General features: G+C 69.0%; 13 protein-coding genes. 10 read left to right on the plus strand and 3 right to left on the minus strand.

Annotation, left to right across the window (positions count from 1 at the left end):
- Positions 1-53 precede the first annotated feature (53 nt).
- Both IU450_RS22700 and IU450_RS22705 read left to right on the plus strand, forming a co-directional pair.
- Positions 54-1016: an ATP-binding cassette domain-containing protein gene (locus IU450_RS22700; RefSeq protein WP_195151755.1), complete on the plus strand. Its 963-nt coding sequence runs from the start codon at positions 54-56 to the stop codon at positions 1014-1016.
- Positions 1013-1837, plus strand: coding sequence for an ABC transporter permease (locus IU450_RS22705; protein ID WP_195151756.1), 825 nt, complete (start codon positions 1013-1015; stop codon positions 1835-1837). The genes IU450_RS22700 and IU450_RS22705 overlap by 4 nt, the downstream gene beginning before the upstream one ends.
- 279 nt (positions 1838-2116) lie before the next feature.
- On the opposite strand, the gene IU450_RS22710 is transcribed toward IU450_RS22705, so the two are convergent.
- The gene (locus IU450_RS22710) at positions 2117-3547 is read right to left on the minus strand and encodes an MFS transporter (RefSeq protein ID WP_324197775.1); all 1431 of its coding nucleotides are present in this window, start codon (positions 3545-3547) and stop codon (positions 2117-2119) included.
- Between the two features lie 13 nt (positions 3548-3560).
- Positions 3561-4361: an acyl-CoA thioesterase gene (locus tag IU450_RS22715; RefSeq protein ID WP_195151758.1), complete on the minus strand. Its 801-nt coding sequence runs from the start codon at positions 4359-4361 to the stop codon at positions 3561-3563.
- A 53-nt stretch (positions 4362-4414) separates the two neighbouring features.
- Here IU450_RS22715 and IU450_RS22720 point away from each other — a divergent pair, with 53 nt between their 5' ends.
- From IU450_RS22720 to IU450_RS22745, 6 genes are all read left to right on the plus strand, one after another.
- Positions 4415-4888: a winged helix-turn-helix transcriptional regulator gene (locus IU450_RS22720; protein ID WP_195151759.1), complete on the plus strand. Its 474-nt coding sequence runs from the start codon at positions 4415-4417 to the stop codon at positions 4886-4888.
- 55 nt (positions 4889-4943) lie between these two features.
- The gene (locus IU450_RS22725; protein ID WP_324197776.1) at positions 4944-5357 is read left to right on the plus strand and encodes an NUDIX domain-containing protein; all 414 of its coding nucleotides are present in this window, start codon (positions 4944-4946) and stop codon (positions 5355-5357) included.
- A 32-nt stretch (positions 5358-5389) separates the two neighbouring features.
- Positions 5390-5887, plus strand: coding sequence for a hypothetical protein (locus IU450_RS22730; protein ID WP_195151760.1), 498 nt, complete (start codon positions 5390-5392; stop codon positions 5885-5887).
- Between the two features lie 185 nt (positions 5888-6072).
- Positions 6073-6813: a response regulator transcription factor gene (locus tag IU450_RS22735; protein ID WP_195151761.1), complete on the plus strand. Its 741-nt coding sequence runs from the start codon at positions 6073-6075 to the stop codon at positions 6811-6813.
- A gap of 215 nt (positions 6814-7028) precedes the next feature.
- Positions 7029-7769 (plus strand): DUF2599 domain-containing protein, encoded by a 741-nt coding sequence (locus IU450_RS22740; RefSeq protein ID WP_195151762.1) that lies wholly within the window; start codon positions 7029-7031, stop codon positions 7767-7769.
- Between the two features lie 15 nt (positions 7770-7784).
- On the plus strand, positions 7785-8072 hold the full coding sequence (locus IU450_RS22745; protein ID WP_195151763.1) for a hypothetical protein: 288 nt from the start codon (positions 7785-7787) through the stop codon (positions 8070-8072).
- A 22-nt stretch (positions 8073-8094) separates the two neighbouring features.
- On the opposite strand, the gene IU450_RS22750 is transcribed toward IU450_RS22745, so the two are convergent.
- Positions 8095-11853, minus strand: coding sequence for a helix-turn-helix domain-containing protein (locus IU450_RS22750; RefSeq protein WP_195151764.1), 3759 nt, complete (start codon positions 11851-11853; stop codon positions 8095-8097).
- Positions 11854-12016: 163 nt separating this feature from the next.
- Here IU450_RS22750 and IU450_RS22755 point away from each other — a divergent pair, with 163 nt between their 5' ends.
- Positions 12017-13453, plus strand: coding sequence for a phenylacetate--CoA ligase family protein (locus tag IU450_RS22755; RefSeq protein ID WP_195151765.1), 1437 nt, complete (start codon positions 12017-12019; stop codon positions 13451-13453).
- Positions 13450-14592, plus strand: a complete 1143-nt coding sequence (locus tag IU450_RS22760) for a ThiF family adenylyltransferase (RefSeq protein ID WP_195151766.1) — start codon at positions 13450-13452, stop codon at positions 14590-14592. Before IU450_RS22755 ends, IU450_RS22760 begins: the two co-directional genes overlap by 4 nt.
- Positions 14593-14597: the final 5 nt, after the last annotated feature.

Genomic DNA, 14597 nt, shown 5'->3' on the forward strand with positions numbered 1-14597 from the left:
TAATTCGGGTACGTTGTACCCAGTTTCCGGGTACGCCACGGGGAAGGTGAGTAGTGAACGATTTCGCGGTCCTGGCCGAGGGACTGGAGAAGAGATACGGGGACAAGCGAGCCCTGGACGGATTCGATCTGACCGTGCGGCGCGGCACGGTGCACGGGCTGCTCGGGCCCAACGGCGCGGGCAAGACCACCGCGGTGCGCATCCTGTCCACGCTGATCCGGCTGGACGGCGGCCGGGCGAGCGTGGCAGGCCTAGACGTCGCCAGCCGGCCGCGCGAGGTACGCGCCCGCATCGGGCTGACCGGTCAGTACGCCGCCGTCGACGAGGTGCTCACCGGGCGGCAGAACCTGGAGATGTTCGGCAGGTTGTTCCACCTCGGTGGACGCCGGGCGAAGCAGCGGGCCACCGAGCTGCTCGAGCGCTTCGACCTGACCGAGGCCGGTGACCGCGGCGTCGGCAAGTACAGCGGCGGCATGCGCCGCAGGCTCGATCTGGCGGCGTCGATGATCCTCGCGCCGGACGTGCTGTTCCTCGACGAGCCCACCACCGGGCTCGATCCGCGCAGTCGCGGCGAGGTCTGGGAGTCGGTGCGCGCCTTGGTCGCCGACGGCACCACGGTGCTGCTGACGACGCAGTATCTGGAGGAGGCGGACAAACTCGCCTCCCGGATCACCGTCATCGATCAAGGACGCGCCATCGCCGAGGACACCCCGGACGGATTGAAGAGCACCGTGGGCGGCGACCGTATCGAGGTCGTGGCCGCGGACGTGGCCGACCTGCCCGCCGTCGCCAAAGTGGTGGCCCGGGTGTGCGACGGCGAACCGGACATCGACGACACCGAACGACGGGTATCGGCGGCGGTCACCGAGCGCGTCGCGGCGCTCACCGAGGTCGCGCGCACACTCCAGGACGAAGGTGTGGACGTGGAGGACATCGGTTTGCGCAGGCCCAGTCTCGACGACGTCTTCCTGCAGTTGACCGGCCACCGCACGACCACAGAGGAGGCGACCCGATGAGCACCACCGACCTCACCCCGAGCCGCTCGCGTTCCCGCGCGTACTGGGCGATCGCCGATTGCTGGAATGTGGTGCGGCGCGGGCTGACCCACTATCAGCGTCAGCCGGTCAACATCGCCTGGCAACTCGGCTTTCCGATCCTGTCGGTACTGCTGTACGGCTATGTCTTCGGCAGCGCGATGAGCGTGCCCGGCGGCGGTGACTACCGCAGCTTCCTGATGCCGGGCATGTTCGCCATGACGATGGCCTTCGGCTTCGTCAACACCGCGACGGTGGTCGTCTACGACGCCACCAACGGCGTGATCGACCGCTTCCGCTCGATGCCGATGGCCCCCTCCGCGGTGGTCTCCGGGCGCGGCGTGACCGATCTGATCGTGGCCTGCGCCGAGTTGACCATTCTGATGCTGACCGCCCTGGTCATCGGGTGGCGGCCGGACGGGGGAGTGCTGCGTGGCGTCGCGGCCTTCGGTCTGCTGCTGTTGCTGCGGTTCGCGCTGATCTGGGTGGGTGTCTGGCTCGGATTGCTGGTGCCGAACCCGGAGGCCGCCGGCGGGCTGTTCGCGGTCGCCTTCCCGCTCACCATGATCTCCAGCATCTTCGTCGCGCCCCAGCTGATGCCGGACTGGCTGGGCGTCATCGCGGCGTGGAACCCGATCTCCTCCACGGTGGCCGCGACCCGTGAGCTGTTCGGCACGCCGGTCGGCAGCGGAGATTCCTGGGTGGAACAGCACTCGTTGCTGATGGCCGTGGTGTGGCCGCTGATCCTGACCGCGATCTTCCTGCCCCTCGCGGTCCGGCGATTCCAGCGCCTGAGCCGCTGACCCATCGCCGCGTAAAAGCGCCGGTCGGCGCCCGGTATCTGCTGATACTGGGCACCGACCGGCGGCGGTCGCATCCGGCGCGCCGACCGGTCCGCTGCGTGGTCGGCAGCGTCCGGCCGACGAATCATCCGGTGTACACGTCTTACGGATAGCGCCATGGCGAATCGGGATAGCCAAGGGCACGGTTCATCGAGCGGGTTCGGCGACATTGCCGGTCGAGCCGAGGTCGCCGCGTCGTACCGAGCCGAGTGCCGCTCATGGCGAACAGGCGCGGGTGGATCAGGCGCGGACCGATTCGGTGACCGATTCCGATTGCGTGGCAGCGGTTTTCGGCATGCGGGCGGCCATGCCGACCAGACCGGCGATCACCGCCACCGCGGCCGTCACGTACCACCCGCGCCGGAACGCGTCGAGTGCCGCCTCCGGACCGGCGGGTGTGCCGAGCACCGCGACCAGGACCGCGACCCCGACCGCAAGACCGATCTGGCGCGCCATGCTCAACACGGCCGACCCGGTCGCGAACCGCTGCGGCGGCAGTCCGCTCGTGCCCGCCGCGAAGGCGGTCGGCAGGGTGAGGCCGACGCCGATGCCGCTGACCACCATGCCGCCGAGCAGGCCGCCGAGGTAGTCGGGCGTCAGGGTGATCGCCCGCGCCCACCAGAGCATGCCCGCGCCGAAGACGACACCGCCCGCGGCGATGACCGGCCCCGCGCCGATCCGGCCGATCAGCCGTCCCGCCAGGACGGCGACCACCGGCACCATCAGCGGGCCGGGCGCGATGGCCAGACCGGTGCGCAAGGCCGACCAGCCCCAGACGTTCTGCGCCCACAGCACCACCGACAGCAGCATCGCGCCGAAGGCGACGTTGAAGAAGACCGCGTTACCGGTCATCCAGGCGAAGTTGGGTGCGCGCAGCAGCGCCGGATCCACCACCGGGCTGTGGTGGCGGGCCGAGGAGACGACGAACGCGATCGCCAGGATCACCGCCACCGCGAAAGCGACCAGCACGCCCGCCGAGGACCATCCCCAGTCCGGGCCCTTCACCAGTCCGAGCACCAGCCCGGCGATCGCGCCGACCAGCAGCGCGGCACCCAGCAGGTCGGGCAGCCGCCCGCCGTCGCCCGGCGGATCGGGCAGCATCCGCACTCCGGCGACCACCGCTATCAGGCCGATCGGCACGTTCACCAGAAATACCCAGCGCCAGCCGAATTCGACGAGAACGCCGCCGAGCACGGGACCGAGCGCTGCGCCGAGCCCGCCGAAGGCGACCCACAGCCGGACTGCCGCCGCGCGGCGCTGCGGCGGACTGGCCGCGAGTACCAAGCCGAGCGAGGCGGGCGTCAGCAGCGCGCCGCCCGCGGCCTGTACGACGCGGAACACGACCAGTGACCCGACGTCCCACGCCGTCGCGCACAATGCCGACCCGGCGACGAACACCACGAGCCCGAGCAGGAAGGTGGTGCGGATGCTGCGGCGGTCGCCGAGTCGTCCCGCCGGGACCAGCAGGGCGGCGAACACGATCGCGTAGGCGTTGAGCACCCAGGACAGTCCCGAGATCCGCGCTCCGCCGAAATCGCCGGCCATATCCGGCAGGGCGACATTGACGATGAACAGATCCAGGCTCGACAGCAGCACGCCGATCGAGACGACGGCGAGCACGGCGCGGAAGTCGGCGGCGGCCCGGCTCTGCTTCGTAGCGGAGGAATGCACGATCGTCTCCGTTTCAGCCGAGCACACGGCGGGTCTGGCGGGCCGAGGCGAGCAGCAAGCCACTCCGGTCCCAGATCGAGGTGTCGTCCACCGACCAGCCGCCGCCGGTCGACGCGTTCACCGTGCGCACCAGCACCGGCAGCCCGCCGGTGGGTTCGGCGTGCAGGTGCATCGACAGCGCCACGGTGGGGATCGCGACGGGTGCGCGCAAGGTGGGAAAGACGGCGGGCGGCAAGGCGTCGGCCAGGATGGCCAGCACCGCCGCATCCGCGGGCACCTCGGGAACGAGTCCGATCCAAGCGCACATCATCCGTTCGTCCGCGCCGGTGAGCGGCAGTGGTCCGGCGGCGGGGCGGATGTCGAAATGAGCTGCCGCCGGGACGATTTCCGGTGGAAGGGCGAACGGCGCACAGGATCGGGGATCGGGTACCCGCGGTGCGGGCGTGCCCGCGTACGCCTCGACACCGGTTTGCGCGGTGCGGCCGAGTGTGACCGACGCCGAGGCGATCGGACTGCCGTCCTGCTCGGCGCGCACCTCCAGTGCGACGGTGCTGCGGCCGACGACGTGCTCGGTCGCGTCGAAGGCCAGCACACCTTCGGTGGGGCGGCCGGAGAACCGGAGATCCACGGCCCGCACCGGCAACGGTTCGGTTGCCGCCGCGCGTGCGACCTCGATGAGCAGAGCCGCGATCACGCCGCCGTGCGGTCCGGTCCACCCCCGCCAGGACCGGTCGACCCGCGCTGCCCAACCGCCGGGCTCGGTCGCGGTGAGCGCGAACTCCGCGGCGAGAGTCCCCGTAGTGAGTTGCTTCATGCAACGAACCATAGGGTAGTGAGTTCTATGAAGCAACTGACTATGCTGGGGATATGCGCAGGACGAGCTTCGAGGACATGAACTGTTCGCTGGCCCAGTGCCTCGAGGTGGTCGGGGAGTGGTGGACGCTGCTGATCGTGCGCGACGCCCTGTTCGGCGTGACGCGCTTCGAGGACTTCCGCGCCCGCCTCGGCATCGCCCGCAACGTGCTCACCCAGCGCCTCGAGCACCTCGTCGAGCACGGGGTGCTGACCAAGGAGCCGTACCAGGACAACCCGGTGCGCCACGACTACCGGCTCACTCCGAAAGGTCGCTCGCTGTGGCTGGTCGTCACCGCGATGCGTCAGTGGGGCGACGAATGGGCCGCGCCGGACGGCCCGCCGGTGCAGACCAGGCACACCGGGTGCGGACACCTCGCGACCGTCGAGCCGGTGTGCTCCGAGTGTGGTGAACACGTCGCCCCGCGCGACCTGCGTCCGGTTCTCGGCCCCGGAGCCAAGGACGCCTCCCTGCTTCCGTCCCGCTGAGGCGAGCGACGACGCCCGCCCGGCGTCCGGCGCGGCGCGGCGTTAGGCTGCGGCGGTGGCGGACGGGCGAGTGCGGCAGTTGATCGATACGGTGGCGTGGGTGCGCATCGAGGAGGGACGGATCCTCTGCGCCAGGCCGCGCGGCAAGGACGTCTTCTATATCCCCGGCGGCAAGCGGGAAGGCGGCGAAACCGATCTGCAGACGCTGCTGCGCGAGATCGAGGAGGAACTCACCGTCGCACTGCTGCCGGAGACGGCCGCGCACGTCGGCACCTACGAGGCGGTGCACGGCCCGGAGGACGGCGCGGTGGTGCGGATGAGTTGCTATACCGCCGACTATCGCGGCACCCTCGCCACAAGCAGCGAGATCGAGGAAGTCGCGTGGTTCCGCTACGCCGACCGCGCCCTCGTCCCGCCGGTCGACCAGCTGCTGTTCGACGATCTGGTGCACGCGGGCCTGCTGCGGTGAATCGCGGGCCCAACAGCGCTACCGTCGGCGGTATGTCGTGGCTTCGGGCACTCCTGCGTTACGCCGCGTACGCGCTACGGGCACTGCCGCTGGCCGTGCGGCGGATTCCGACCCGGCTGCGCGTGCCGCGGCGAATGCTCGGCGAATCGGTTCTGCCGCACAAGTTCTCGGCGGCACGATCGGTGTCGCACTCCGTGCTCAGCGGCGCGGTCGGCCTGCTGACCTGGTTCCTGGCGTTGCTGGCGGTCATCGCCGCGTTCCGGGGCATCTGCTATCCGCTCGTCACCGGAGACGATCTCGAGGGCTCCTGGGGCGGGCCCACGTTGCCGGGCGCATGGGTGGTGCACGCGGCGCTCGGCATCGGGCTGCTGCCGGTCTGGCTGCTCGTCCTGGCCGGGCTCGGCGCGTTCCAGTTGCGGCTCACCCGCGGTCTGCTCGGCCGGAACGGGCCGTGGTGGCCCGCGCCGGTCGCGGTGGCGTTGGCCGCGGGCGGCGCCCTGCTGTTGCACGCGTGGCTACGGCAGCTGTGAGGCAGGCCTGCCGCCCCTCTGGGTCACTGATCACTTGCTCGCGGGCGCGTTCGGATCGTTTCCGCCCGGCGCGTCCGATGGCGAGCAACATGTTGCTCGACCGAACCATTTCGGAGCGAAATCTGTTGGGAAGCACCGCATTCGGGCTCTTGCGTTGATCGGCACCCACCGTCGAATATCGCGCTATGGAATCAAGCTTGCGGCTGCTGGTCGCCTCACCGCTGGGGCAGATCATCGCTCCGACTCTGTCGCAGGCGTTTCCTGCGTCGAATGTCTGTGTGGCCGGTGATGGAGATGCCGTCCGCAGCGAGGTCGTCGGGCGTTTCCGCTTCGACGTCGTGCTCTGTGACCTGATCTGGAACCATCCGGAATCGGAGTATCGCTTCGATGGCTTGGACGTCATCGACCTGCTACGCGACAGCAACCGCCACACCGCGGTCCTGCTCGCCGCCCAGGGCCACAGCATGGAGCGTGACCACCTCGACGAGGCCAGGGATCGGTCCGGCGAGATCGCCGAGTTCTACGACAAATCCTCGGGCGTGCCCGCCTTGCTCGAGGCCGTGCGGCGGGCCGCCACCGGAGGGAGCACGCCCCTGTCGCCCGCACGGGCGGGACCGCCGTCGTTGTGCACGCTGTTCGGCGCTCACCATGGCCGCACCGCCGCGCGACTGGCCGGCGCGATCGCCGCCGGATCAGCGTGGGACTACCCGTCACTGGCGCGCGTGGCCAAAGTGGGCGGGCACACCGCGAACAAGGCGACGAACGCCTACATCGGACCGATAATCCGCGAACGCGGAGAGTTGCCCGACGATACGCCGCTGACCCAGGGCGCGATATTCCGATGGTGCGGTGAGCACGCCCACTATCTGATCAGCTGGTGCCGACGCAACGGGCACGCGGATGTGCTCGGCCCGCGATTCGTCTGACGCCCCGCGCCGCCCCGGTGTCGGCAGTTCCAGCGCTGCGGCAAGATCTTGCCCGGCACGCCGGGAATCGGCTGTTCCTTGCCGATTGCCACAAGGTGGCGGTCAATCCTGTCCTCCGTGCTTCGATGACCGTTCTTCCTCGATTTCTCGTGCTTCCATCGAAGTGCGCCTGCCGATAACTGGCGGCATTCCCCGCACCTACGTTGGAGTACTTCATGTTCCATGAATCCCTGCGCTCTGCGCGCTTGCGTGGCGCGGCGCTCGCGACCGTCCTCTGTGCGCTCGTGTTCGGCGCGGTGTTGCCCGCCCCCGCGCACGCGGACGCGCGATACCCCGTGGCGTGGACCAAAATCGGGATCTACCCGCAAAGCGCTCCCTCCATGGGTTCGGGGCAGATCGGCAAGGCGCTACCGGACGGCGCTGTGGTGACGATCGTGTGCGAACAACGGGGGCAGTCGGTATCGAACGGCTTGAACACCACCGATATCTGGGAGCGGCTCGACACTGGCGCGTGGTTGCCGAACGCCTTCATCAAGACCGGTGTCGACGGCTGGACGCCCGGCGTTCCCCGGTGCGACGAACTCGCGAAGAAGGCACCGGCGAACACCCAGGATCGCTCGGCCGACCGAGCCGAGGTCGAAAAGGCGACTCGCTCGGTCTGCGGGGACTACGTGGCCTCGTTCAAGTGGATCAAGCGAGACGGCGTCGAATCGCTGAGCGTGGTGCCGACCGACTGCGGACGCCTGACCGCGTTCGTCAACAAGCAGGCGTCGTTCGACGAGCTGTACCACAAGGTTCGTGCCAACTGGGCCGACAATGTCTACTGGAGCATGCACAATCAGTGGACTTGCCACGCGGACTGGGCGCCGCCCTACTTCAAGAACGAATGGAACCTGGAGAAGGCGCGGCCCAATGTCGGCTATTGGAACACCGTGTTCAAGGGTTGCAATCCGTAGAAGGGTCGGGCCGTCGTGTTGCTGCTTCCGGTGATGCTGATACTCGCGGGCGCCGCGGGATTCGTTCTCCTCCGTGGGCCCCGAGCCCGGCTTCCGCGAATCTGGAGCAGTGCCTTCGCGGTCGCCGGATTGGTGGCGGTATGCGTCGGTGCGGTGCTCTTGTACAACTCAGCGATCGAGGCCGACGAGCGCGGGGTGTCGGCTTCGGAGACGATGTTGTGGTGGGAGTACGCCGTTTTCGTCGCTGGACTCGTGTGCACGGTGTCGGCGTGCTTCGTGGCGCTGCTGTGGCGACGGCGATGAACGTCGAGGCTCCCTTGCGGCACTAGCCTGCGCACAGGTCGTACCGGGGGACGCCGGGCAGATAACGCTGCCATTCCGTAGCGGTCAGGGGCGTGCTTCCACTGCGGCACAGGTCGGCGGCGACCTGCTCGGTTTCGGTCGCCCACAGCCGTACCACCTTGTCCGGCCCGGCCGCGAGCAAGAGGTCTCCGCGCAGGCCGTAGACGGCGTCGTTGACTCTGCCGGTGTAGGCGCTGAGCACGGCGGATCGTCGCGGTCGGCGGGGATCGGAGATGTCCCACACCCAGATTCCGTTGTCGCTGGCGCCGCCGACGAGGCGCGTACCGTCCGGACTGAAGTTGACGCTGATGATCGCGTCGGCGGCGCCGGCGAGTGTGGACAGCCGTCGCGGCGCGTCGGGTTCGGAGACATCGAACAGCTGCACGGTGTGGTCCATGCTGCCCGCGGCGAGGATCTGAGCCGTGGGGCTGAATGCCACGGTGGTCAGGTCGTTGGTGAATCCGGACAGTCTCGTCAGTTCTACCGGGCGGGCGCGATCACGGATGTCCCAGCGGCGCACCGACTCGTCGGAGGTGGCGACCGCCAGGTTGCCCCCGGTGCTGTCGATGGCCACGATGCCGGGCAGCCCTGGTCCCGCATCGAGGTCGGCCAGCCGACGCGGCGCGGCGGGACCGGTGGTGTCCCACGCGGTCACCACGGTGTCGTCCTGACCCGCGACCACCAGCATCGTGGCGTCCGGGGAGTAGGTCAGGCTGGCGACGATGCCGTTGACGGCGCTTATGGTCGATTTCAGCCGGGGATGCCACGGATCGCGAATGTCCCAGAGCAGCACACGACCGGACCTGGTGGCGACCGCGGCGGACGAGCCGTCGAGCGACAGTGCCACCGCGCCGCAGGTCTTCTCGTCCGGGCCCACCGGAAGTGCCGGGTACTCGACCGGGGTGGCCGGGTCGCCGACGTTCCACAGGTGGGCGGTACCGTCGCTGGCGCCCGCGCCCACCAGCACGAGTTCACCCCGGCGATCGATCGGCGTCTGGAAGACCACACTCTGCGCACCGCGCAGGATCGGGCCGGGCAACGGCCAGATCCGCACCGCGCCGTCCAGGCTGCCGGTGATCACCGCACGGCCGTCCAAGGCGAATCGAACCGAGACCACGATGACCGGATTGGGCAGTTCCATCTCCAATTGCCCGGAGTCCAACCGCCATACCCGGGTCTTGTTGTCCGAGCTGCCCGCGGCCAGCCTGCTGCCGTCCGGACTGAACGCCACGTCGTTGACGTAGCTGGTGAACCCACGCAGCGGTGGTTGGGCGGCCGGGCGCGCCGGATCGCGGACATCCCAGCGGCGGACCTCGTTGCCACGTCCGGGGGCGGCGAGGACAGTGCCGTCCGGCCCGAACTTCAGTGCGTGCGCCTGTGCCGTCGACCCGTCGGGAGCGACGTCGGCCAGCAGCGGAGGCTCAGCGCCGCTGCCGGCCCAAATGCGCAGCGAGCCCGCCATTCCGGCAGCGGCGACCAACCGGCCGTCCGGGCTGAACGCGACCACCGGCGCACCCGCGGGTAGGTCGAGTGCGCCCAGTGGCACCGGGGCCCGGGGATCGGTGATGTCCCAGCGCGCGATGGTGGAGGACGCGGTGCCCGCGGCGAGCGAACGTCCGTCGGCACTGATGGCGAGGTTGCGATACGCCGCGGCGGCGGCTGCCGGGGTGGATCGCCGCTGCGGAGCCGCGGGATCGCTGAGATCCCAGAGATCGATGTGGTCGTTGAACGACGCGGCGAGCAGCGATCCGCTCGCGGTCATCGAGATGGCGCCGAGTACGTCGCCGGACTTCGCCGCGGTGATGTGACCGGCGTGCCGTGCCGTGCCGCCAGGGCCCAGACGCAGGATGTCGATGGAGGAGTCGCTCCTGCCGACGGCGAGAACGCTTCCGGTGTCGTCGGTGGCGACGAGCGCGCCGCCGTCGGGGCCGAGCAGCCGGTTCGGCGTGTGCACCGCGGAGCTGTCCAGCAGCGCCGAACGCGCCTCGAGGGTCGGCTCGAGCCGGAACGCGGCGAGGGCGAGCTGAGCCGACAGGGCGGGATCCGTGCCGCGCAATCGCTCTGCCTGCGCGGCGATCTGACGCGACATCGCCTCGTCACGTGCCTGCGCCGCGTTGGCGCGCGCGACCAGCGCCACGACGGTCAGCACGATCGCCGCGACCAAGGCGATCGCCAAGCCGACGACCATCTCCTGCAGGATGCGAGTACGACGACGTTCCCGCGCGCGCACGTCGGCCTGGTGAGCGACGCTCGCGGCGATGTACTCGCGCTCGCTCTGGTTGAGATCGTGATCGTGGCCGTCGGTGCTCGCCCAGTCCCGGACGAATTCCAGTCTGGCCGGCCCGAGCAGCAGGCTGGGGTCCTGGTCGTTGTCGAGCCAGATGTGGGTGGCCTCGGTCAATCGGCGGTGCACCGTGAGGGTTTCGCGATCCTGGTTCACCCATCGCGTCATCCGCGACCACGCGCCCACCAGCGCCTCGTGCGTGATCTCGACGGTTTCCTCCTCGATCGTCAGCAGCCGGTGCGTGGCGAACCGCTCGATCACGATGTTGACGTCGGACACGGAGTCGTCGTCGAAGAACAATTCCGGGCGCTGCACCCGCCGCCGGGTGATCGCCTCCTCGTCCACGTTGAGCAGCCGCAGGAACGTCCGGCGCGCGATCTGCCGTTGCGGCTCGGTGAGTCCTCGCAGCACCGTCTCGGCGGTCTGCTCGACCGCGCCGGCGATGCCGCCGACGGCGTTGTAGTCCGCCACCGTCATCCGCCGACGGGTGGAGCGCTGCCAGGTCTCGAGCAACGCGTGCGACAGCAACGGAAGCGCGCCGGTGTCATGGGCGGCCGTCGATCCGCGGGGTGCGAGTTCGACCACGAGGAGGTGAACCAGTTCGTCCTCGACCGTCCAATTGGCTTTGCGAGCAGGTTCGACGATCGCCTCCCGCAGCGCTTCCTTACTGAGCGGGCCGACAAGCACCGACTGGTGGGCCAGCGCGTCGTGCAGGATCGGCTGCTCGGCCGCATGGTGGTAGAAGTCGGCTCGCAATCCGAGCACGTATGTCCGCTCCGGAGCGGCAGTGGCGAGCGCGGTGAGGAATTCGGCTCGCTCGGCATGGTCCGGGCACAGCGTCCAGGTCTCTTCGAATTGATCGATGATCACGACCTCGGCCGCGGTCGCCGCCGCGAGCGCGCGGGCAGGATGGGCACCCGGCGTGATCACCGACACCGTCCGGCCCGCCTGCCGCAGCGCGGGCAGCAGTCCGGCACGCAGCAGCGACGACTTCCCGGAGCCCGACGCGCCGATCACGACGAGAATCCGGTGTGGCGACCCGGCGAGCGCTGCGATGCGCCGGTGCAGCTCCTCCGTCAATTGCGTGCGCCCGAACAGCCATTCGGCGTCGTCCGGTTGGAAGGCCTCCAGGCCGAGATAGGGGATCGGGCCCTGGTCACGTTTGCGTCCGGTGGTCGGGCGGACCTGCCGGACGGCGGCCAGCCACCGCTCCTGCGCCTGGGCATCGTGAACGCCGCACGCGGCGAGCACATCACGGAACATCCGCTCGTTCTGCTCGGTGGGCACGTGATGACCGGCGAACCATCCGCTAACAGTGCCGTGCAGGCATCCCGACCGTTCGACCACTTGCCGCACGGTGAGCCCGGCGTCGGTGCGCAGGCGCCGGAACGCGACGGCGAATTCTTCCCGATTGGAGACAGGCAGGGGTTGCAGCCCCGTTCCTCCCCCGTGTGCCATGAGGGGATTCTATCGGCCGCGGGGTGGAGCCGCCGCGTGTCGTACGGACCTTGTATTGACTACTTTCTGCCGCGTCCACGCTGTTCAGACGATCTTCTCAGCCCGTAGTTCGCCGATGCCGACCATGGCACGCACAACGGCGGGTGGGAAGGAATCACCGAATATGTCCACTCCACTGTTGTCACCCGTCGACACCGCTCCCGGCTTCGAGCGTGCACTGGATGTCTTTCACCGCGCTGCGCATCAGGTGCCGGCCTACAGCGAGTTCCTCGCCCGGCATGGAATCGACCCGGCAAACGTCCGGACGCCGACGGAATTCGCCACTGTGCCGCCGATGACGAAAGAGAACTACCTGCGGCACTACCCGCTCGAGACATTGCTGTGGCACGGCGACGTCACACAGGCGGGCACCTGGTCGTGCAGCTCCGGATCCTCCGGCCGGCCGACCTATTGGCCGCGCGACCTCGTCGCCCACGAGGAGGCGATCGAGCTCTACAGCCGGATGTTCCGTAGGCACTTCCAGACTCACCGGCGTTCGACGCTGCTGGTGATCTGCTTCGCCATGGGCAACTGGATCGGCGGCACGTACACCTACACGGCGGCGCTGGCATTGCGCGGCCGTGGCCACAAACTGTCGGTCATCACCCCGGGCATCGAACTCGAGACGATCCTGGCGAACATCGCCGAGCTGGGGCCGCGCTACGACCAAGTAGTCATCGCCGGATATCCGCCGTTCGTCAAAGACGTGCTCGACCATGCGCCCGAAGAGGTACTGCGGCAGGATCTGCGTGTGCTCCTCGCGGGCGAGGCCATCACCGAGCAGTGGCGCGACTACGTTCTCGAACGGATCGGCAAAGCCGGGCGCCCCGAGGACATCTGCGTCGTCTACGGCACGGCCGACGCGGGCATCATGGGGTGCGAGACCCGGACCACCATCGCGGTCCGGCGAGCGGCGCTGCGGGATCCCGCGCTGCGGGAAGCTTTGTTCGGCGCCGGGCATCACCAGCCGACATTCGTGGAGTACGACGCAGACTTGCGATTCACCGAGGTGGACAGCGAGGGCCGGTTCCTGTTCTCCGCCGACACCGCTATTCCCTTGGTGCGCTATCGGATCAACGATGTCGGAGAGGTCATGTCCGCCGCTAGTCTCACCGACACGCTGCGCGAGTACGGCCACCGGTTGCCGGTGGTCACCTCGACGGACTCCTGCGGTTTCCTGGCGCTGCACCGGCGCACCGATGTCGCGGCATCGTTCTACGCGCTGGAGATCTATCCGGAGAACATTTGCGCCGCCCTGGAGGACCCGGTGGTCGCCCGCACGGTCAGCGGCAAGTTCGTGCTGGCGGTCGAACACGACGACCGGTTCGAGCAGACGCTGCATCTGCGTGTCGAGCTGCGCGAGGGCGCCTGCCCGGCAAGCGGGTTCGGGCCGATACTGCAAGGCACGGTCACCGAGGCGCTGCGGCGCACCAACGACGAGTACCGGCGCCTGCACGTGACGCTCGGCGCCGCTGCCGAACCGGTGATCAGTCTGCACCGCTTCGGCAGCGCGGGCTTCGAGGCCGGTATCAAGCACCGCTGGACGCAGGTGCGGGCATGATCGAGATCTTGCATCCCGTCGCCGACCGCGGGCGCATCGCCGAGCTGCTCGCACCCCGATCGGGATACCGATTCGTCGATTGCTGGACCAGCGCACTACCGGAACTGGCCGTCATCGACCGCCCCGAGTTCGCCGCAGGGACCGCGGCGGCCGACCACGCACTGGCAACCTACATGGCGTCCGCCCTGGATGACGGTTCGATCGATCGGATCAGCCGCTTCGTCGTCTACCCGTGGCGCGGAACCATCGTCAAACTCCCCGATGCGGAGCATTTCTGGCGTCTTCGCACCGCGCGCAACCGGCACTTGCTCACCGGTGACGAGCAGGAGGCGTGGTCGCGGGCCTTGATCGGCGTCGCGGGGCTGAGCGTCGGCGCCTCGGCGCTGGCCGTGTGCGCACTGACCGGTGCTCGGCGATTCCGCCTCGCCGAACGCGACACCCTCGGATGCAGCAATCTGAATCGCCTGCAGGGCTCGGTGTGCGACGTGGGCGAGCCGAAACTCACCCTCGCGCAACGCCGCACCTTCGAGCTGGATCCGTACTGCGAGCTCACGGGTTTCCCGGCCGGCTACCAGCCCGAGACGGCCGCGGCTTATCTCGGAGCGCCGGGGCCGGGGGAGCGGCTGTCGGTGGTGATCGAGGAAATGGACGACTTCGCGATGAAAGTCGACATCCGGCGCAGGGCTCGTGCGGCGGGAATCCCGGTGCTGATGGTGACCGATCACGGGGACAACGCTTTCCTGGACGTGGAACGCTACGACCTTCAACCGGACTACCCGCTGTTCCACGGAAAGGCGGGCGAGGTGACGAAACTGTCGCCGAACGACCTTCGTGACCCGCGCCGCCGGATCGAGCTGGCTGTCGCGATCGTCGGCAGCCGCATCAGCCCCCGAACGCGCTATTCGCTCACCCAGGTGGGGCGCAGCCTGGCTTCCTGGCCGCAGCTGGGAACGGCGGTGTCGCTGGCGGGTGCCCTGGCCGGTGTGGCGGCGCGGGCGATCGTCTGCGGTAAGGAGTTGCCTTCCGGGAGGTACCGCATCGATCTGGACGAGTCGCTGTTCGGCGGCCAGGATATGGCCGAGCGCGGCTGGAACGAGTTGGGGGAGGAAGAATTCCTGGCGAAGCTCGACTTCGGCTAGCACAG

It is taken from the genome of Nocardia abscessus, assembly GCF_015477775.1.
Lineage (GTDB): Bacteria > Actinomycetota > Actinomycetes > Mycobacteriales > Mycobacteriaceae > Nocardia > Nocardia abscessus_A.